A 20,922-nucleotide genomic window follows, 5' to 3' on the forward strand; every position below is an offset into this window, starting at 1 on the left:
ACATCCCCCTGCAACTCCCAAGGTTCGAGACTCACATGTCCACCATCACTAACCTCACGGTTCTCATGACCGTCTACCACCGCGTCGTCCCCGACCAGCTCGATGCTGCGCTGCAGTCGCTGTGGAACCAGACGCGTCCGGCCGCGCACGTCATTGTGGTCATCGATGGCCCGATCGGGCAGGAACTCGACCGGGTCGTCGTCAAGCATGAGCAGGCGCATTCGGAGATGACCGTGCTGCGGTGTGCGGAAAATGGCGGCTCGGGAGTGGCTTCGCAGGCGGGTCTTCAGTTGGTGGAAACGCCATGGGTGGCGCGGCTGGATGCGGACGATATTGCGCGTGCGGACCGCTTTGAAAAACAGTGGGACGTGCTGACCGCTAATCCGGAGTTGGATGTGTTGGGCAGTGCGATGGCGGAGTTCGAGGGCACGCCGGACAACGTGGTGCGCGTGCGGACTCTGCCGCAGACGCACGCCGAGATTGCGCGTTATATCAAGATCAATTCGCCCGTGAATAACCCCTCCTCGATGCTGCGAACGGCGAAAGTGCGTGAGGTCGGCGGGTATCGCGACATCCGTCTGATGGAGGACTATGACCTCTGGGTGCGCCTCATGGCCGCCGGCGCGAAGTTTGAGAATCTGCCCGAGCCGCTGGTGTACTTCCGCGCCGACGGCATGTTCGAGCGGCGAACCTCGCGCGGCATCATCCGCGGTGAACGTCAGCTCCAGCGCACGCTGGTAGCTGAGGGGCTGATTTCCAGGCCCCGGGCAGTGTTTAACTTGGCGGTGCGGACACTTTTCCGACTTTTGCCAACTCAGCTCATGTCACGCGCATATCGACGATTGTTTGTGCGGTAGGCTTCGGAACGATGACTGACAACATGGATTTCTCGGACACCTGGCTGATTGTGCCGTGCTACAACGAGGGCCAGGTTATTCGTGAGGTTCTCGAGCACGCTCGCGAGACCTTCCCCAACATTGTCGCGGTCAACGACGGCTCTTCGGATAACTCCAGCCTGGAGATTCACAGGGCCGGCGCTCACCTGGTCAACCACCCTGTCAATTTGGGTCAAGGTGCGGCTATCCAGACCGGCGTGGAATACGCTCGCGCGCAGGCTGGCTCGAAGTACTTTGTCACCTTCGACGCCGATGGCCAGCACCAGGTCAAGGACGTCGTTGCCATGGTGCAGCGACTGCGCAGCGAACCAATCGACATCATTGTGGGAACCCGTTTCGGCCGCCCTCGCGCCGAGGATGACCAGGTGCCGCTGATTAAGCGAATTGTCCTCAAGACGGTGGTCATGTTGTCACCACGCACGCGCCGACTCGGTCTTACCGACGCCCACAACGGCCTGCGCGCCTTCAACCGCACGGTGGCAGAGCAACTGAGCCTGCGCATGAACGGCATGAGCCATGCCTCCGAATTTGTCGAGGTCATGGACAACAGAGGCTGGCGTACCGCTGAGCAGCCGGTGGATATCCTCTACACGGAATACTCCATGTCCAAAGGGCAATCCTTGTTCAACGGTGTCAATATCCTTGCCGACTCCCTGATTTCGAAGAGGCTGCCATGACCGCATCCATCGTTCAAATTATTTTGCTGCTGGCGATGGTGGGCCTGGTGGCTTACTTCGTCGCTAACCGTCGTAAAGCACGCGCCAAGGCGGGCGTGAAGCTGGGATTCGTCCTTTTCGTCGTCGCGTGCCTGTGGGCAATCGTGCGTCCCGACGATCTGACCGTGGTGGCCAACTGGATCGGTGTGACCCGGGGCACCGATTTGCTGCTCTACGTACTGGTGTTGGCGTTCGTGTTTACCACGGTGTCGTCCTACATCCGCTTCCGCGAACAGGAGCTACGCTACGCGCGACTGGCTCGTGCAGTGGCCTTGAAGACCGCTGTGCGTCCGGAAGAAGAAATTGTGATTTCGGGCAGCCAGAACAGCAGCCAAAAGGACAGCGCGACGAAGGTCGAGAACAACGCTCCGTCCGACTAATCGGCACGCTAAGCGCATGTGAATCTGAGGCTGTGGTTCCATAGAAGCCATGAGCGAAGAAAATAAGGACAACGCCGCCGCTGACAACAGCAGCGATTCGCAGCAGCCCTCGGCAGACGCAGCGTGGCAGGAGACACCGCAGGAACCCCAGCAAGGTTCTCAGCCGGTACCCACTGAGCAGGACTTGGAGTCCTGGTCTGCCGACAGCGGTGGGAAAACTAAGTCGTGGTACTCGATCCCGAACGCCGCATGGGCGCTAGCTGTCGTCGCATTGATTGTTGTCGGCGCAGCGGGCTTCTTCGCTGGTTCGCGTTCGGCTAGCTTCAACGGCGTGAGCACCGTCAACATGGCGGGTGTTGCACCAGGCAAGGGCGAGATTGCGCCAGTGCCTGGCCCGAATGGCTCTTTCGACGCCAGCATCTACGGACCAAAGGCGGGAGCGCAGCTGAAGTCCCCGGAGGACATGGACAATGTCCACCGCCGCAATGAAAATGATCCTTTTGCTCTCGGTGCAGTGGATGCGCCGGTCGTAATCTCGATCTACTCGGACTTCGAGTGCCCGTTCTGCGCGAAGTTCGCAAACGAAACCGAGCCTGACCTCGTGGAAAAGTACGTCAACGAGGGACTGGTCCGCCTGGAGTGGAACGACATGGCCATCAATGGCGAGAAGGCCATCAAGGATGCTGAGGCCGGCCGTGCCGCGGCAGCTCAGGGCAAGTTCTGGGAGTTCTCCCGTGCGCTGTTTAAGAAGGCCGGGGAAAAAGGCCAGGGCCACCCGGAGTTCACTGAGAAGGACCTGATTGCCGTCGCGCGTGAGGCCGGTGTGCCGGACATGAAGCGCTTTGAAAAGGAGCTTAAGGACGGCAAGTGGACCGAGGCAGTCGAGAATGCCACCCAGTTCGGCTCCATGCTGGGCATTTCCGGAACTCCGGGCTTCCTCGTTGGTACGCAGTTCGTCTCGGGCGCACAACCTCTCGACGTGTTCGAGGACAATATCGAGCTGGCTCTCATCCACGCAAAGCGCATGGAAGAAGCTGGCAAGTAAGCTGCGCTGACTTGCTGCTAACTTATGCGGGCGAGTGCATGAAGCCGCCCGCGTAAGTTGTGCTAGCCCTGATTCCGGAAGTACTCCACAGTACGGGCAACGCCCTCCTGAATACTCATAGCCGGCTCCCAGCCGAGTACCTCACGCGCCCGCGTGGGATCCAACGCCGACCGCGCCACATCACCAGTGCGCGGCGGTGCAAACTCCGGGTTATCCTCGGCATCCGCAGCCTGCGCCACCAACGAGTGCAGCTGACGATCCGAAGTTTCGACACCGGTGCCAATGTTAAAGCGCATTCCGCCACCGACTTCGCCGGATGCGCGGTAGAAAGCATCCACCACATCGTCGACGTACACATAGTCGCGGGTATTTCCGCCGTCGCCGAACACCTTGGTCGCCTCTCCCGCCAGCAGACGCTGGGCGAAAATAGCCACCACACCGGCCTCGCCGTGCGGATCCTGCCGCGGGCCGTACACATTCGCCGGCGCGATGTGCGAGCATTCGAGCCCATAAAGATTGCGGAACATATTCAAGTACAGTTCGCCCGTCGCCTTTGAAGCGGCATAGGGGCTCATCGGATTGACCGGCACGTTCTCCGACACCGGAAGCTCCTCCGGCGTGCCGTAGATGGAACCGCCCGAAGATGTAAACACAACCTTGCGGACACCGTGCTTTCGGGCCGCATCGGCAAGTTTGATTGTGCCAATGATGTTCAGCGTCGCATCCCGCACCGGGTCGGCCACGGAAATCCGCACATCAATCTGCGCTGCGAGGTGGAAAATAACCTCCGGACGGTTTTGCTCGAGCAGCTCGTCCCAGTCCACCTCCAGCACATCGGCGGTTATGAACTCAAAGTCGTCGTTAAGCGATGCCTGCTGGAGGTTTTCCAGCTTTCCGTGGGAGAGATCGTCCAGCGCCGTGACTGCGTACCCTTCAGCCAGCAGCCGGTCAACCAGCGTCGAACCGATAAATCCCGCACCACCCGTCACCAGCGCACGCGGTTTCGCGCTTGCCGACGATTCTGTCATCGCGGTGGCCGGTGATTCGTTCTTGTGCTTCTCCATAGGAAGAACTATAGGCGCTTAGTAAGGAAAGCCGCTTATACGTGTGCCAACCTCACATTGACGGGGTTGATTAGTCTTCCAGGGAATGCGAGATTACTCAGCGCGCTGTGGCAGGTTGACGGTGGAATTGAAGAAAATAACCAAGCCCATCAGGATGGCGATGACCATACCGCCACCGAGCATGACCGGGTAGGTCATCCAGGAGATGGACTCGGAGAGCTTGGTCAGAATTGCTGGGAATGCGAAGCCGATGTAAGTCAGGCAGTAGAAGATACCGGTCAGCCCGGCCATGTCGCGCGGGCCGGCGATGCGCTGTACTTCGTTGAGGCCGGTAAACATGGCCAGGCCGTAGCCGGTGCCCAGCACCAGCGCTGCAATAAACGCCGTCACTGCGGTGGGGTTGGTGGACATCCATGCGGCCATTCCCATGCCGATAACCACAATGCCCATTGCGATCAGCGAGCCGCGGGCGTTGTGCTCGGTTACAAAGCGTGGACCAATCTGCTGAATGCCAAAACCACAGAGCAGCGCAAACAGTGTGACCATCGCGGAGTAGAACACTGGCTGGGAGACGTGGTCCTGAAGCAGAGAAGGAATGATTGCATAGGCAACACCGGCTGCACCGAAGACCCACGGCGCTCCCATCGCGGCGACGAGCAGGAAGCGACGGTTAGTTACCGAAGGGGTGTGTAGAGATTCCCAGACGCTTTCGTGCGGAGCATTGCTGCCGCCCAGGTGCGGCGACTGGCGGGTCTCCGGCACAGCCACAAGACCGAAGATCGTTGGGATGGAAATCAGGATGTGGATGATATAAGCCAACTGCCCCGGCAGCGGTGCGAACTGCGCCAACGTGCCGGCAATACCCGCACCCAGGCCAAAGCCCAAGGTCAACGCCATGGACTGACGCTTCGCGCCCGAGGTGGAAGTGGCCTTGGGGTCAAAGCGTGGATCGGAAAGCTCCTTTACCCACGAGCCGCCCACGGCCATGACAATGCCGACTGCCAGGCCCGAGATAAAGCGACCGGTGAGAATGAGCGGAGCGATGGTCTCGCCCAGCGCGATGAGAGTCGAGCCCAGAATCGAGAGCACCGGCGCGGCGAGCATCACCGGCTTACGGCCGATACGGTCCGAGATTGGGCCAGAAATCAGCAGTGCCGGCGCGATGCCGAGAGCGTAGACCAGCAATAGAAGGTCAATGAACACCGGCGCCAGGTCAGCGTTTTCGCGGTACATCACCATCAGCGGTGTGAATTCATTGCCACCCCACGCGACGGCGAAAACTGCAATTGCGGCGAGCAGCCACAACGGCGTGCCTTTATTGGATTTGGCCCTGCCGTGAGGTACCTCATTTTCATTGCCGTTAGTTCCTGCGTGAGAAGACATGTCGTTTACTTTACGACGGTCCCCAGCGCCTTACGCACAATGGTGCAGATTTTAAGCCACCGGAGCTAACCACAAGAGGTGTGCCGAGATAGTTGAGCAGGCGGGGCGGGGCAACTGAGTCGGTTAGTGCTGTGGCGACTAGTGGAGTGGTGGCTAATGCGGTGGCGTGCCCAGTTTGGTCACCTCGGGTTGGTCTCGGCACAAATGCCCCTGAAACCTGGGGCTCACACCCCCGTCTCGGGGTGGCATGTTGCCGACCTTGCATCCCTGCCCCATCCGGGGGCAATGACCTTTTCGACACTACATCGTTATTGTTCCGTTACTTCTTTCGTATCTTGCGCCACTTTCGCCGCACTATTCACACAACTTCTGATTATATAATTACAGATTAGTTCAATGTGGGGGTAGCCGAACAGCCATAAAACGCAGATTTCCCCTATTTAAGACAGTCTCACGCACAAACGGCCATCAGCTCGCGCACATCAGGCCGGAAACGGCCCGTCGTTAAGCAGCATCCATTCCACACCCTTTACATACCCCCGATTCCACCTTTTTCAGACATCTAGAAAATGAATTCGGTCACAAACAAAGGAAATCTACCGCCATTCACCAACCCCCATTACCCCCGTTGCCCACTTTTTGTCGTCGCTCGCTGAAGTTCAAACGCTGGTCGCTACCGGTCTGGCTGTGTAAGAATTCGACACCGTCAAACAATCTGTCCATTCCCCAAACGCTGGCTGAGAAAAACCTGGGGCGATTTCTGCACGACCGCTGAGATCGCCAAGGTCCTCGACGGCCGTGCGGACGGGTATGTAAAGAAAGTCTTGTTGTTTTATGACTACTTCGATCATCGCGAATGATCCCAAGCAGCGCCGCAAGGTGCTCACGGGAACTCTCGTGGGTACGACCATCGAGTTTTATGACTTCCTGATTTACGCTCAGGCCGCAGCTATCGTGCTCGCTCCGCACTTCATCGAGCCGGCTGCGAAGTCGAACCCACAGGTCGCTCAGGTGCTCGCCTGGGCAACCCTGGGTATTTCCTTCCTCTTCCGCCCGCTTGGCGCTATCGTCGCCGGCCATATCGGTGACCGCTACGGCCGCAAGATGATTCTGGTCTTCACCCTCATCGGCATGGGTGCAGCTACTTTCTGTATCGGTCTGCTGCCGACTTATGAGTCAATCGGCATCGCTGCACCTATCCTGCTGGTTCTGCTCCGTATCTTCCAGGGCCTTTCCGCGGGTGGCGAATGGGGCGGTGCGGCCCTGATGTCTGTGGAGTACGCACCGAAGGAAAAGCGCGGTATCTACGGCGCATTCCCGCAGGCCGGTGTTCCGCTGGGTCTGACCCTGGCTACCGGCACCATGCTGATTGTTATGGCTATCATCGGCGAGGAAGCCTACATGGACTGGGGTTGGCGTGTGCCATTCCTGCTGTCCTTCATCCTGGTTCTGATTGGTTACATGATTCGTCGCACCGTCGATGAGTCCCCGGTCTTCCAGGCTATGCAGGCTGAGTCTGCTGAGCGCTCCGCTCCGCTGCCGGAGCTCTTCCGCAACCACTGGGGCAAGGTTATCCAGGGCGCCCTGATCTTCGCTGCTCAGCAGGCCACCGGTTACCTCGTGATCGCATTCTTCGGCGCTTACGCACAGAAGACACTGGGCTACCCCGCAACCGTCGCTTGGACAGGCACTCTCGTCGCCGGTATCTGCTGGACCATCTTCATGTTCATGGCCGGCGCTTGGTCCGACCGTATCGGCCGCGCAAAGACCTTCATCATCGGCTACGTCCTAATCATGATTTGGGAAGCCGTCATGTGGAGCCTCCTGGATAAGGGCCCGTTCCTCTACGTCATGACCGTCGCAGTCCTCACTCTGCCGCTGGCACTGACCTTCGGCCCGCAGCCGGCCATGTACTCCGAGATGTTCCCGGCTGAGGTTCGCTACTCCGGCGCTTCCATCGCTTACGCCATCGGCGCTGTCCTGGGTGGTGCATTCGCACCGATGATTGCCCAGATGATCATGGACGCCACCGGTAACCCGTTCTACATCTCCATCTACCTGATGGCCATGGCTATCCCGGCACTGATTGCCCTGTTCCTGCTGCCGAAGGGTCTTGAAGACCGAGACCTCATCGAGCACCCGGAAACTAACCTCGACGAAGTTAAGTCGCGCGTCTAGTTCCCACAGCTAGGGGGTCTGCCCCACCGAGGGTCTGATTACGCGAGCCGTCGTCAAGCACTGCACAACGCAGTATTTGCTTGACGACGGCTTTTGCGTTTCCGCCTTCGTTCTATCCCGGTAGCTTGTTTCCGACCCGTGGCCCCGATTTCCTCATGAGTTTCTCAGTCGAAAGCGGCTGACAAGCCCCAGATATCCCATTAACGTTGGGTTATGGCACAGACTTCTTCCAGCTCCACGCGAATCCCCCGCCGTCGCTCGACCGATGGTCCGAAGACGCTCCCCTCCCGTCCTGAACCGGAAGTGGCAGGTGCACTGCAAAAGGCCCTGGACGGCTATTTCCCCGAGGCGCGCGCTGATGTCCGCGTCCTTCTAGAAGACCCCTCCCTGCGGCCCACCTCTGGGCTGACCGTGGAGGAGGCCAGGCAGCACACCACCGAGTCACTGTCCAAGGTGCTTAAGACCGGCATGCCCTATGGGGCTTTCCGCACTGACCAGGGCGGCACAGGAGATACCGGTGGCACTCTCACCGGGATTGAAATGCTTGGCCACACCGACTTGTCGTTGATGGTGAAGTCCGGAGTGCAGTGGGGCCTTTTCGGCGGCGCTGTCAGCAACTTGGGAACTGAGCGTCACGGCGAGTTGGTGCGTGACCTCATTGAGCTGCGGGCTCTCGGCTGCTTTGCGATGACCGAGCGCGGCCACGGCTCGGACGTCCAATCACTCGAGACCACGGCGCACTACGACCCCGAGACGGAAGAATTCATCCTCAATTCCCCTACGGCTTCCTCTGAGAAGTGGTTTTTGGGCAATGCCGCGCGCGATGGGCGCTGGGCTGCGGTCTTTTGCCAGCTCTACACACCAGGGCAGGAAGAATCCCATGGTGTGCACTGCATTGTCGCTCGAATCCGCAATGATGATGGTTCGCCTGTCGACGGAGTTGCTATCGGCGACCACGGCACCAAGGGCGGCCTCTTGGGCGTGGACAACGGCACTCTCATGTTCGATCACTACCGCGTGCCGCGGGAGAACCTGCTTAACCGTTTTGCAGATGTCTCGGCCACTGGCGAGTACAGCAGCGATATTGACAGCCCCAATGCACGGTTTTTCACAATGCTCGGTGCCCTCGTGCGCGGCCGCGTGACAGTCGGTGCGGCCGCTGGTGCGGCAACCCGCACCGCATTGACCATCGGCACCAAGTACGCACACTTGCGGCGCCAATTTGCTCCCGACGATTCGCTGCCGGAAAAGAAGCTCATTGAGCACCGCCAACACCGAATCCGACTACTCCCCCGCATTGCGCGTTCGTACGGTCTGCAATTTGCCACCAACCTGCTAATCAAGCGGATTCACGACCTCGAAGCGGAGGGGCTGGACCGTGCGAATCTCACCCCGGAGCAGGCTCGCGATTTGCGTGAAGTGGAGGCGCATGCCGCCGCATTGAAGGTCGCCAACACCGCACATGCCACCGACGCCATCCAGGAGATGCGTGAGGCCACCGGTGGAGCCGGCTACATGACAGAGAACCTGTTGACCATTCTCAAAGAAGACTCTGACGTATTCACCACTTTTGAGGGCGACAACGTGGTGATGTTGCAGCTGGTCACCAAGGAACTCTTGGGCGGTTTTGCCCGGGAGGTGCAGAGTTTTTCCAACCTGGAGATGGTGCGCTTCGGCCTCGACAATTTCAGTGGCATATTGCGCCGTCGCACCGGTGCAGATGCCGTCGTCCAGAACCTCTTGGATGCGCTGACTGACGCTGATGAGTCCTCGCTCTTTGACCCCGCCAGCCAGATGCAGCTACTTATCGAGCGCGAGAACCGACTTCTCAAGTCCCTTGCTCGCAGGCTGCGCCCGGCGCGGAAACTGCCTGTTGAAAAGGCCGCGAGGCTGGTGGACAAGGTCCAGGACCACATGATTTCCTGCGCGTGGGCGCATATCGATCGCATGATTTTGGAAGCGTTTTTTGAAGCTGAATCCACACTCACAGATGAGCGCTCTCAAGAAGTGCTCGAGCAGGTTCGCGATGTGTTCTTCCTGTCGGTGGTCTGCGATAACGCCGGCTGGTTCTTGGAGCAGTCACTGCTCACCGGTACTCGCACCAAGGGCGCGCGGGCGGGCTTGGCCGATCTTGTTGATTCTCTTGGCCCCTGGTCTGAGGTGCTTGTCGACGCCTTTGGCACCCCCAGCACGATGCTGGATATCCCAATGATGGAGCCTTACGACGCGATGACACCGAAAGCTAAGGCAAACCCGGCTAGTTAGCGGGTTGGCCGGTTGGCCGCTGTGGTGGCTGCTGTGGCGGTGACTGGTGTGAGGTAGCTACGGCCTGGATGAGCAGGTTGGCTACTGCGCCAAGAAACCTTCCAGCCCAGCCACAGTGGCCTCTGCCAAGCGCTGACGGCCTTCGTTGGAGGTCAAGAGGGCAATGTCGCTGCTATCACGCATGTTGCCGTATTCGACCAGTGCCTTTGGCTTCGTCGATAGGTTGAGTCCGGTGAGGTCTGCGCGTGGATTCAGTCCTTCGCTGCCGAGATAGTTGGATGGAGCAAAACCGGCTGCGACGAAAGCATCGCGCAGGGCGGTTGCCAGCGCGGTAGATCCCTGCTCGTCATTATTGGCGAGCGGCTGCGAAATCGCAGACACATGGAATCCACGGTTGCCCTCTCCAGCGCCGTCAGCGTGAAGACTCACCACGGCATCGGCGTTGGAGGCATTTTCCTTCTCTGCACGGGCATCGATGCAATCTGCACGACCGGTGTCATCCTCGCGGCTGAGCAGCACCTGAGCACCGCGCTGTTCGAGCAGCTGCTTGATTTCCTGCGCCATCAGCCAATTGAACTCGTGCTCCGGGAAGCCGTCGTTGGAAGCGGTACCGGAGGTATTACATGGCTTCTGGCCACCGCGGCCGTCAGTGACCATCAAGTCGGCAGGTGGTGGGGTGCCGGCGTGTCCCGGATCGAGGTAGATGACCTTGCCAGCTACAGCGCTGGAACCGTCGGCACGCGAAGTAGCGCGATTAGCTTGCTGTTGTGGTGCATCGCCCGGAGCGACCGCGTCGGGGTTAGCAGAATCAGACATTGCAGACTCCTCATTCGGCGGAGTGGGATTCGGCATCTGCATGGCCTCTTCTTCAGCTGCCAACGACGTTTGCGTTTCCGTAGACGCAGCCTGCTGAGCGCTTCCTGCGTTGGAAGCCTCCGTGTCGATGGTGCAAGCTACAAGACCGGCTGGCAAGATTGCCGCAGCCACCAAAGCCACAGCTAGTCGTCTTGCTGATCGCTGCACTGCTAGTCCCTGGTGTCCGGGCTGCCGCATAGTGCGTTCTCCTAGTTTCCGCATACCTGCCATGTGTTGAATAACAGTAGCAAACACTCGATTGAGAGTCGCCGGCTCCGAGATTTCCTCCCCCTTCGTTTCGGGGAATCACCGCACGTCGGGACGTGTGCAGGATTTTTCAGCACTTATCACCGAGGGGTTTAGTGATTCCCCTTCGCCTGTGCTGCCAAACCCGTAAGCATTAAGTCCACAAGCTTTTCTTGCACACCGGGAAAGTACTGCTCGACCGCTGCAGAGTTAGGAAGGGGACGCGACACCACAGCGAGCCCAAGGTGGAAATCAATCGGTGCAACGCCCTCCGGGCATAGCCCAGCTGCTTTTGCCTTATCCAGCAGTCGCGTATAGCTCTGACGCAACTCCGTCATTCGCTTTTCGATAATGCCATCAATCTTTTTCGCCTCGCTCCCCAAACTGGTACTGAAATCGCTGAATAATGCCTGGGCAAGTGCCGCAACACTTAATTCCGCGATCGCGTGGACTGCTTCGTGCCAAGCGCCGTCCGGATCGTCGTCAAACTGAGCTACGGCTGCCTCAGTAATCCTGTCGATATCAGCTGCAACACGAGCACTGACTGCGCCGAGAAGCTCAATCCTGCTGGGAAAGTGCCTGCTTGCCGTAGCTACACCGACACCGGCCTCCCTGGCAATCGCACGCATGGATACACCGGCTCCTTGCTCTATCAAGAGTTTTCGCGCTGCTTCCACGATGGCATCACTGTTCATCACTGCATCTTGTCTCACACTTGCATACTAACAAACGGAACACTATACTCCACTTTGTAAGTGAAACACTCTGCTCTAGTTAGGAGATAGGCCATGTCAACAGCTACGACTGAGACGAAAAAAGCCTCACCCGCCCCCAAAGCAGTAGCCGTGATCTTCGGTATTCCGCTCGTCATCGGGCTCATGCTCTTCGCGTTCCTGGCACCGACATTTGCCTCCGGCCCGAAGGATGTCCCCATTGCGCTGACTGCCCCCGCCCCAATGTCCGAACAAATCACCCAAGCCATCGAGCACAAAGCTGGCGACAATGCTCCTGACATCCAGGTGATGGACACTCCTGATGCCGTACGCGAGTCAATCCTCAATCGCGAAACTGTTGGCGGCATCGTCATTTCCCCGACGGGCGCTACCGCCTACACCGCTTCAGGCAACGGCGCACCTTACTCGCAGCTTATCGACGGCATTGCGACGACCCTCGAGTCTCAAAACATCCCTGTAGAGCGGGAGGATTTGGCTCCAACCACCCAGGATGACCCACAAGCTTCCGGTGTCGCGCTCCTCGGCTTGCCGCTGGCTTTCGGCGGTATCATTTCAGCAGTTATAGCCACCTTCCTTTTCCGCGGTAAGAAGTGGACGAAACTGAGCGTCCTCACTGGCATCGCAGTCTTCGGGGCTCTCGTGGCAACGTGGATGCTCCACTCTGTCTACGGCACGCTTTCGGGCAGCTTCGGCATGGAATGGCTGGCAATTTCTCTGGGAATCCTGGCTACCTCAATGCTTACCGCCGGGCTCGCGGCCATTATTGGCACTCCCGGTGTGGGCATCGGCGCCATTTTGACGATTTTCTTGGCGAACCCGCTCTCTGGACTGTCCACCGGCCCCTGGCTGCTTCCGGCCGGTTGGTCCACCCTTGGCCAGTGGATGCCCATTGGGGCGACTGGCTACCTAGTCAGGTCACTGTCATTTTTCGATGGCAACGGTGCTGGGGCAGCGTGGTGGGTTCTCATCGTCTGGGTTGCCGCTGGATTTGCTCTACTCATGTTTGATCGTTCCAAAAAATAAAAAACGGGACCCCTTTAAAAGGATCCCGTTTCACACCGAGCCGCCTGCGAGAATCGAACTCGCGACCTTCTCATTACGAGTGAGACGCTCTACCGACTGAGCTAAGGCGGCACGCACATTGCGCCGAGCTTTCAAGCAAGCAGAAATAACCCTGCACAAAATGTACAAGCGGTAATACTACTGCACTGCCCCCATCGCTACCAAAATGGAGCCTACAGGCCGCTAAATTGGGAGCTTCTCCCGGATTACCTGCGGCCAACCTGCCCTGCAATCTGCAATTTAGCCATCAATTCATCCATCAAGACCGTCAACTTCACTGCAGTCACGAGCATGCCGCGCACCTCGGTGACAGCATCAATGGAGGCCAATATCGCCTCTGGCGGAAGGCGTCGGGCTAGCTCCGTGGCTGTCCGACGACGGTCTGGATTTATGAGGTAGACGGAGCCATCCCCAAACTCGGAATCAGCGCCAGAAGCCGGCCCAGAACGTTCCGCCCCAAACGCCAGCACCAGGGCGTCACGGTAAAGCCCCATAATGTCGGTCAACGACAGGTCGATCAGATCTGACTCCGCGCGCCTGCGCCGCCGCTTCTGATTTTCCTCCAGCTCCTTGATAACCCCCTTAGAGCCGCGCAGTGCCGCCTGCGCACCCTTGCCGGACGCACCTACGCCCAGTGAGCGCTCGAGGTTCTCCAGCTCCTCAGCCTCTAGTGGCTCCATCCGCCGCTTGACCTCGCCTGCTACTTCGTTGGCCAGCTCACGCGCCGCCACGTACGACTTCGCCGGATCGAACACAGCCTCCACGAAATCCAGGGCCTTACCCCGCCAAGCACGCGAGCCCTCATCGGAGACAAAGCCACGCGCACGCCCAATGTGACCATTGGACACTGTCGCGGCCCAGATCGCTTGCTCGTCGGTAAGCTCTGGCCGCTCGGCGCGCAGGAGGTTTGTGACGTCGTCGATATGCGGCGTCGGCACATAGACATGGCGGCAGCGCGAACGGAGCGTAACGGAGAAATCCTCCGCGTTCGTCGTTGGTGCGCACATGATGATGACGGTGCGCAGAGGCGGCTCTTCCACCACCTTGAGCAGCGCATTTGAGGCGGATTCGTTGAGCCGGTCGGCGTCTTCGATGATCAGCACGCGGCAATCCGCCGTCGTGGGCATCTTGTAAGCCCAGGGCCGCAGCTCGTCCCTCACCGTCGCCACCGAGATAATGGTTCCCTCCGGGCGCACGATTTTGATGTCGCCATGCGTTCCCGCCAGCGCCGTCCGGCAGCCCTCGCACTCGCCGCATCCGGGGTTGTCATGCCGCGTGCACAGCAGTGCCGCCGCAAACGCCGTCGCCGTCACCGACCGCCCCGACCCCGCAGGGCCAGTGAACAGCCAGGCGTGCGTCATGTCCGAGTCGCGTGGCACATCGCTTAACGACGACCCCGCGTCCCCACCTTCCGGCGAAACCTCCGCCCCATCGCCTGCCAGCGGTTGACCATTGGCAAAGCGATAATGCGCAGCGCGCACAGCAGCCTGCAGTCGCTGGCGAACCCCACCGGTTTCGGGCATACGAGAAAACACGCTGCGCTCTGTCATGGGCTCTGTCATGGCCACAACTCTAGCGCGCCCCACAAGACTCTTGTGAGGTAACTACTCCCTGCAATCCGGGGTTGCCACTAAGGTAGTAGTCATGCAACGGCTCTGGCGAAATCTGAAATGGCTAAGCGGGACAATGTGGCCTGCTTATGCCTCATTTATCTTCGTCTGCAACCTTGTCGGAGCCATGATTGTCGGCTTGTTCCTCGGCATGCTGTTGCCACTGAACCAAGAAACTCACTTGCCACGGTTGGCTAATGGTGTCATTTATGCCCTGGCTGGGTACCTGGTTCTGGCGATTATCGCGGGTATCGGCACTACCTGGATCCTGTTCAAACCGCTGGTGAAGTGGCAGCGTCATCCGGATATGCACGATCCGCGGCGGGTGCGATATCTGGTCATGCGCGTGCCCGTCTACCAGGCACTTTTGGGTACCGTCATCTGGTCTTTGGGCGTGATTGTCTTCAGCGGAGTCGCGTTCGCCTATGACAGCAAGATTGGCATGATGGTGCTGCTCACCTCGGTACTCGGTGGCGCAATGGTGGCGCTGTTGACCTATCTGATTGCGGAGCGCATGGTGCGTCCGGTTGCTGTGGAGGCGCTGGCGCGTAGGGCTCCGGATTCCTCGCTGGAGCCACCGATTGGTCACCGCCTGCGCCAGACATGGGTGTTGACCAGTGGTGTTCCAGTGGTGGCAATCCTGCTTGTGCTGATTGGTCAGCGCCGTGGCCTATTCACAGATGATGCGGCAGATTTGCTGCCCACCATCACCGCGCTGGCAATTCTGGCTCTGATTACCGGCTATTTCGGCACGATGCTGGCCAGCATGTCCATCGTTGACCCGATTCGGGATCTCACGGGCGCAATTAACAAGGTCCGCCAGGGCCAGGTGGATACGCGCGTGCCTATTTACGACGGCTCCGAGATGGGCGTTCTCCAGGCAGGCTTCAATGAAATGATGCGCGGCCTGCAGGAGCGTCAGCGGGTGCGTGACCTCTTCGGCCGCTACGTCGGCTCTGAAGTCGCTCGTAAGGCCCTGGAAGAAAAGCCGACTCTAGGCGGCGAGAATCGCCTCGTCGCAGTGCTATTCGTGGACGTGATTGGTTCAACCAACTTCGCGGAGAAGAACTCGCCAGAGGTCGTTGTCCGCGAACTCAATGCCTTCTTCGACCACGTTGTTGACTGTGTGCACCGCAATAAGGGCATTATCAACAAGTTCCAGGGTGACGCGGCTCTGGCTGTCTTTGGCGCTCCCCTGCCCCTCGACGACACGGCTGGTCACGCCCTCACCGCAGCCCGTGAACTGCGCGAGGAACTGCTCGATCTCCAACTCAGCGCTGGCATTGGCGTCTCCGCCGGTCATGTCGTCGCCGGCCACATCGGTGCTCGTGACCGTTTTGAATACACGGTTATTGGTGACGCGGTTAACCAGGCTGCCCGTCTGACTGAGTTGGCTAAGGACACCCCGGGCCGCGTGCTCGCTACAGCTTCCACTATCCGCCTGGCCAACGAGGACGAGCAGGCTCGCTGGACCACTCTGAAGTCTGTGGAGCTGCGCGGCCGTACGCACATGACGCAGCTTGCGCGCCCGGTGCGCCCGACGCTTGCCGACGAGGCCTAGGGGGCAGCGGACTCGTCGGTCTCGCCAACCTGCGTACCCTCCCACAAATCCTTTACGTTGGAGGAATGACTGACAGCCGCTCCAGCTCTAGCACCAACCCCAGACCTCGCATGCTCGTCCCCGACGCTGCGCGCGGATTCGCTCTTCTCGGCATCGCTATCGCGAACATTGCCACTGCCTGGCTGGTTGCAAGCCCCGAGCTGCCCGGAGCATTCTTCGGCGGCGTCATAAACGACAGCATCGCCGACAAAGCCACCGTGCTTTTTACCGCTGTGACCGCACACAATCGCGGGCTGCCGATGTTCGCAACGCTGCTCGGCTTCGGTGTGGGACTCATCGTCCGCAGTTTGGCCAGGAGAAACTTTCCACGGTCGCGGGCGCGAGTGGTCGTCGTAAAGCGTTATGCGTTCCTGGGGCTGTTCGGCATCGCGCACATGCTGTTTCTGTTCTTTGGCGACATCATGTTTCTCTATGGCATCTGCGGCATCATCCTGGGGCTGCTTATGGGGCTTAGCAACAAAGTGCTGACGATTCTCGCGTGGATTGCGTTGACAATTAATGCGGTATTGAGCCTGCTGTTTTTGGGATTCGTAATTGCGATGCCCGACGCCGAGTTCGTCGGCTCCGACATGAGCGAGTTCGTCAACGGCGGTGCAATTGAAACGAGTTACCTGGATATGCTCGCCGCGAACCTCCAGGTCCTGACAATGAGCATCACTACCCTGCCGCTGCAGCTGTTCCTCTACCTGCCGGTGATGATGATCGGCTTCGTATGGGCTCGCAAGGGCGTGCTTGACGACGTTGACGCGCACCGCCCCCTGCTTATTCGGTGGCTCGTGGTGGCCGTGATTGTCGCCTTCGGTGTCGGAATCCCTATGGGGTTGGCAGCGATTGGAGTTCTTCCAGCCGGACAGCACATGGCCTTCTTGGTAATTAATAACTTTGCCGGAGTGTTCGCCGGTCCTGGCATCCTAGCCGGGCTGGCGTTGGCGCTGCAGCCGCTCCAGCGACGCCTGAACGAGGGCGCCGCTGTGCCTGGTTGGCTGGTACCGATTGTGGCGCTCGGCAAGCGTTCGATGACGGGCTACCTGATGCAGTCGGTGATCTTCTTTGCGCTGGTGTACCCGTTTACTCTGAACATCCCGCGCGATATGGGTGCATTTGTGCAAACTCTCATTGCTGTGGGCGTCTGGTTGGTGACATTGTTCGCCGCGTGGGCGATGGAGCGTCGTGGCATGCAGGGGCCGTTCGAGAAAGTGCATCGCCGGCTGTCGTACGGGCCGACAATGCGGGCGGAGTTGGCCGGGGTCGGTGGCCCCAAACCGGCTCCGCAGGATGCGCCGGATGCGCCGGGTGCTGCGGGTTCGGCGGGCACGCCAGGCGCGGCGGGCGCTTAAGACCTACTTGCCCTACTTGCCCCGGCGGGTCGCCTTCACCACTCGCTTGGTAGTGCGCTTGACTGCTTTCCTGGTGGTCTTCTTCGCAGCCTTCTTCGTGGTCTTGCGAGTCGATTTCTTGGCAGCCTTCTTTGTGCCACCATCGGCGGCTTCCTTCGCACGACGCTCAGACAGCAGTTCGCAGGCGCGGGCATCAGTCAGCGTCTCAGGGGTATCCCCCTTGCGCAACGAAGCATTGGTGACGCCATCGGTGACGTACGGGCCGAAACGGCCATCCTTCACCGACATCGGACGACCGGAGACATCGTTGTCGCCCAGCTGCTTCAGCGGCGGCTTCGCAGCAGCACGACCTCGGCGCTTCGGCTCAGCGTAGATACGACGCGCCTCGTCCAAAGTCACGGTGAAAACCTGCTCTTCGTTGGCCAACGAACGCGAGTCCGTGCCCTTCTTCAGGTACGGACCGTAACGGCCATTCTGAGCAGTAATAACCTCGTTATCGACCGGATCGACACCGACCTCGCGCGGCAGGCTCATCAGCTTCAGAGCCTCTTCCAGCGTCACGGTCGACGGTTCCATGGAGGAAAACAGCGAGGCCGTCTTCGGCTTCAGAGTTTCCTCGATGATTTCCGCGGTGCGCTTTTCCTTCTGCTTGGCGGCGGTCTTGGTTTCCCAGTTCTTCTTCCGCTTGCCCTCGGCAGCGCGCTGAGCGTCCTCTTCGGCGCGCTCAGCTGCGATGATCTCCTCAGCCTTGGCTACGACACTCTCGCGTTCTTCATCGGTGACCAGCTCGGTGACGTAGGGGCCGTAGCGGCCATCGCGAGCAACGATCATGCGACCATTAGCCGGGTTAATGCCCAGTTCACGACCGCCCTGCGGCATGGCCAGCAGCTTCTCAGCGGCAGCCAGATCCAGCTCGTCCGGAGTCATGGCCTCCGGGATGTTGGCACGCTGCACCTCGTCGGCACCGTTTTCACCGGCCCCCGGGCGCGTACGCTCCAGGTACGGCCCATAGCGGCCAACGCGAACGATGATCGGGTTGCCCTCGGCATCGTCGAAGAGGTGGAGCGAATTGACCTTCCGAGCATCAATCGATTCCAAGTTCACATCGATGATGTTCTTCAGACCACCGTGGGTCGCAATAGCGTCGGCTCCCTTGTGGCGGTGATCCTTGTCATCGCCGAAGTAGAAACCGGTCAGCCAGGTCGTGCGATCCTTATTGCCCGCAGCAATGCCGTCGAGCTCATCCTCCAGCTCGGAGGTGAAGTCGTAGTTGACCAAATCGGAGAACGCTTCCTCCATCAGCCCCACCACGGCAAAGGCCACCCACGAGGGCACCAGAGCGTTACCGCGGGAGTAGACGTAGCCGCGATCCTGAATGGTCTTGATAATCGACGCGTAGGTCGACGGACGACCAATTCCCAGGTCCTCCATCTTCTTCACCAAGCTGGCCTCGGTGAAGCGCGCAGGCGGGTTGGTGGAGTGGCTGTCGGCACTGAAGTCCGTGGCCGTCAGGCCCTGGCCTTCCGTCAACTGTGGCAGACGCTTCTCGGCGTTGTCGGCGACCTTGCGACCGTCGGAAAGCGCGGAGACCTCGACGTATGCCTTGAGGAAGCCCGGGAAACGAATCGTGCGTCCGGTGGAGGCGAACTCGACGGCGTGCGTGTCGGTGGCACCGGCGATAGTGACCTTCATGGACGTGCCGCGTGCGTCGGCCATCTGCGAGGCGACGGTGCGCTGCCAGATCAGTTCGTAGAGTTTGAACTCCTCGGCATCCAGTGAGCCAGCCAGCTGACCTGGCGTTGCGAACGTCTCGCCAGCCGGACGAATCGCCTCGTGCGCCTCCTGCGAGTTCTTCACCTTGCGCGAGTACTGGCGCGGCGCATCGGCGACGTATTCCGAGCCGTAAAGCTCCAACGCCTGCTTACGCGCGGCGTCGATGCCGGCCTTGGACAGCGTCGTGGAGTCGGTACGCATGTAGGTAATGTGACCGTTTTCGTACAGACGCTGCGCCACACGCATCGTGCGCTCAGAGGTGTAATGCAGCTTGCGGCCCGCCTCCTGCTGCAGCGTAGACGTCATGAACGGCGGGTACGGGCGGCGCGTGTACGGCTTCTCCTCCACCGACGCGACCTTGAGCTCAGAGCCCACGAGGTCCGCCGCCAGAGTTTCGGCGAGCTGCTTATCGACGACCCGAATGCCCTCAGACTTCTTCAGCTGGCCACGGTCATCGAAGTCGCGGCCCTGCGCTACGCGCTGACCATCAACGCTGGTCAGGGTTGCGACGAATTCCTTCGGCTGGTTGGCATCAGCAGAAGCCGAACCGGTGTCCAAAGTTGCGGCGACATCCCAGTACTCAGCGGAAATAAACGCCATGCGCTCGCGCTCACGCTCGACGATGACGCGCGTTGCCACCGACTGCACACGGCCTGCCGACAGGCGCGGCATGACCTTCTTCCACAGCACCGGGGAGACCTCGTAGCCGTAGAGACGGTCGAGGATACGGCGACCTTCCTGGGCATCGACCAGGTTCTGGTCCAGCTCACGGGTGTTGGCGGCGGCCTCCAAGATGGCTTGCTTGGTGATCTCATGGAACACCATGCGGCGCACCGGCACCTTGGGCTTCAGGACCTCCAGCAAGTGCCAGGCAATAGCCTCACCCTCACGGTCGGGGTCAGTTGCGAGATAGAGTTCGTCGACTTCCTTGAGCTTGGCCTTCAGGTCGGCGACTTTCTTCTTCTTATCAGCGCTGACGACATACAACGGAGCGAATCCGTTGTCGACATTCACGCCCAGACGAGCCCAGGGCTCCTTCTTGTAACGAGCCGGAACGTCGGCTGCGCCACGGGGCAAGTCACGAATGTGGCCCACCGACGCCTCCACGATGTAATCATCGCCGAGATACGGCTGAATCTTGCGAGCTTTCGTCGCCGACTCGACAATTACAAGGCGCTTGAGGCCGTCTGAATTCGCCATAGAAGTTTTTCTATCCTGCAACGTTGAATGTTTTTGACTGTTTAGGTTCTTGTGTTCGTTTAAATCTTGGGGTTCTTGGCCGGACTCTGGCTGGGCTTCAGCTGTGAGAAGCCCGCGATCGGTTCCAATCGGTTCCAATCAGTTCCAACCGGTTCCGATCAGTTCAAATCAGTTCCCGGCCGCGTTCTCCCGGAAGATTATCTGGAAAGAATATGAAGAATATAAGGAATACCGTACACACAATCTAGTTTGTCGCGTGGAATCCTCAAGTATCGGGCGGATTGTGGGTGTGACTGAAGGGGCTGCTGTGGGGGCTGCTGAGAGAGATACCCGGTGGCCGGCCCGACGACTGCTCTGCGGCTGGCCATGACCATCCCAGTGACTGTCAGCGGCTGGTCACAACAGGCGCAGCAGGCGCAGCGGGCGCGTGATTGCGGGCTGCAAATGTGAAACTGTGCAAGTTTATGACACTTTCAAGCCGGTAGGTTCAGGCGGTGAATGCATCACCACTTTCGACCAGGAGAAGTAGTGAAGCAAACCCGCCGAACGAAATACAG

The 20,922-nt window shown here is 59.6% G+C and carries 15 protein-coding genes and 1 tRNA gene; 9 read left to right on the forward strand and 7 right to left on the reverse strand.

Annotation, left to right across the window (positions count from 1 at the left end):
- The first annotated feature begins 35 nt into the window (after window positions 1-35).
- The 4 genes from QP978_RS07245 to QP978_RS07260 are packed head-to-tail and all read left to right on the forward strand — an operon-like array spanning window position 36 to window position 3,037.
- Entirely contained in the window at window positions 36-857 is an 822-nt protein-coding gene (locus tag QP978_RS07245; protein WP_049192969.1) for a glycosyltransferase, read from the forward strand.
- 23 nt (window positions 858-880) lie between these two features.
- On the forward strand, window positions 881-1,573 hold the full coding sequence (gene ppgS, locus QP978_RS07250) for a polyprenyl-phospho-N-acetylgalactosaminyl synthase PpgS (RefSeq protein WP_070767457.1): 693 nt from the start codon (window positions 881-883) through the stop codon (window positions 1,571-1,573).
- Window positions 1,570-1,992 (forward strand): DUF2304 domain-containing protein, encoded by a 423-nt coding sequence (locus QP978_RS07255; protein WP_048732304.1) that lies wholly within the window; start codon window positions 1,570-1,572, stop codon window positions 1,990-1,992. Before ppgS ends, QP978_RS07255 begins: the two co-directional genes overlap by 4 nt.
- 49 nt (window positions 1,993-2,041) lie before the next feature.
- Window positions 2,042-3,037, forward strand: a complete 996-nt coding sequence (locus QP978_RS07260) for a DsbA family protein (RefSeq protein WP_070767435.1) — start codon at window positions 2,042-2,044, stop codon at window positions 3,035-3,037.
- Window positions 3,038-3,099: 62 nt separating this feature from the next.
- On the opposite strand, the gene QP978_RS07265 is transcribed toward QP978_RS07260, so the two are convergent.
- Both QP978_RS07265 and QP978_RS07270 read right to left on the reverse strand, forming a co-directional pair.
- On the reverse strand, window positions 3,100-4,065 hold the full coding sequence (locus QP978_RS07265) for a GDP-mannose 4,6-dehydratase (RefSeq protein WP_070595114.1): 966 nt from the start codon (window positions 4,063-4,065) through the stop codon (window positions 3,100-3,102).
- A gap of 129 nt (window positions 4,066-4,194) precedes the next feature.
- Window positions 4,195-5,484, reverse strand: coding sequence for an MFS transporter (locus QP978_RS07270; protein WP_048732299.1), 1,290 nt, complete (start codon window positions 5,482-5,484; stop codon window positions 4,195-4,197).
- Window positions 5,485-6,318: 834 nt separating this feature from the next.
- Between QP978_RS07270 and QP978_RS07275 the strand changes: the two genes are divergently transcribed.
- Together QP978_RS07275 and QP978_RS07280 are read left to right on the forward strand one after the other, a co-directional pair.
- The gene (locus QP978_RS07275; RefSeq protein ID WP_048732297.1) at window positions 6,319-7,662 is read left to right on the forward strand and encodes an MFS transporter; all 1,344 of its coding nucleotides are present in this window, start codon (window positions 6,319-6,321) and stop codon (window positions 7,660-7,662) included.
- Between the two features lie 213 nt (window positions 7,663-7,875).
- Window positions 7,876-9,927, forward strand: a complete 2,052-nt coding sequence (locus QP978_RS07280; protein WP_284857014.1) for an acyl-CoA dehydrogenase family protein — start codon at window positions 7,876-7,878, stop codon at window positions 9,925-9,927.
- A gap of 81 nt (window positions 9,928-10,008) precedes the next feature.
- Here QP978_RS07280 and QP978_RS07285 read toward each other — a convergent pair whose 3' ends face one another.
- On the reverse strand, window positions 10,009-10,980 hold the full coding sequence (locus QP978_RS07285) for an N-acetylmuramoyl-L-alanine amidase (protein ID WP_083300222.1): 972 nt from the start codon (window positions 10,978-10,980) through the stop codon (window positions 10,009-10,011).
- A gap of 161 nt (window positions 10,981-11,141) precedes the next feature.
- Entirely contained in the window at window positions 11,142-11,741 is a 600-nt protein-coding gene (locus QP978_RS07290; protein ID WP_180802992.1) for a TetR/AcrR family transcriptional regulator, read from the reverse strand.
- A gap of 75 nt (window positions 11,742-11,816) precedes the next feature.
- Between QP978_RS07290 and QP978_RS07295 the strand changes: the two genes are divergently transcribed.
- Window positions 11,817-12,785 (forward strand): hypothetical protein, encoded by a 969-nt coding sequence (locus tag QP978_RS07295; RefSeq protein ID WP_049180733.1) that lies wholly within the window; start codon window positions 11,817-11,819, stop codon window positions 12,783-12,785.
- A 38-nt stretch (window positions 12,786-12,823) separates the two neighbouring features.
- Here QP978_RS07295 and QP978_RS07300 read toward each other — a convergent pair.
- Both QP978_RS07300 and QP978_RS07305 read right to left on the reverse strand, forming a co-directional pair.
- Window positions 12,824-12,896, reverse strand: a tRNA-Thr gene (locus QP978_RS07300).
- Window positions 12,897-13,030: 134 nt separating this feature from the next.
- Window positions 13,031-14,386: a DNA polymerase III subunit delta' gene (locus QP978_RS07305; protein WP_070652851.1), complete on the reverse strand. Its 1,356-nt coding sequence runs from the start codon at window positions 14,384-14,386 to the stop codon at window positions 13,031-13,033.
- An 82-nt stretch (window positions 14,387-14,468) separates the two neighbouring features.
- On the opposite strand from QP978_RS07305, the gene QP978_RS07310 reads away from it, so the two are divergent.
- Together QP978_RS07310 and QP978_RS07315 are read left to right on the forward strand one after the other, a co-directional pair.
- Complete coding sequence (locus tag QP978_RS07310) at window positions 14,469-15,995, forward strand: adenylate/guanylate cyclase domain-containing protein (RefSeq protein ID WP_180950665.1); 1,527 nt, start codon at window positions 14,469-14,471, stop codon at window positions 15,993-15,995.
- Between the two features lie 65 nt (window positions 15,996-16,060).
- The gene (locus QP978_RS07315; RefSeq protein WP_502870677.1) at window positions 16,061-17,392 is read left to right on the forward strand and encodes a DUF418 domain-containing protein; all 1,332 of its coding nucleotides are present in this window, start codon (window positions 16,061-16,063) and stop codon (window positions 17,390-17,392) included.
- A 12-nt stretch (window positions 17,393-17,404) separates the two neighbouring features.
- Here QP978_RS07315 and topA read toward each other — a convergent pair whose 3' ends face one another.
- A complete protein-coding gene (gene topA, locus QP978_RS07320) occupies window positions 17,405-20,365 on the reverse strand; it encodes a type I DNA topoisomerase (protein ID WP_284857015.1) in 2,961 nt (986 codons plus the stop codon).
- Between the last annotated feature and the right edge of the window lie 557 nt (window positions 20,366-20,922).

The organism is Corynebacterium sp. MSK035 (assembly GCF_030232615.1).
Taxonomy (GTDB): Bacteria; Actinomycetota; Actinomycetes; order Mycobacteriales; family Mycobacteriaceae; genus Corynebacterium; species Corynebacterium jeikeium_D.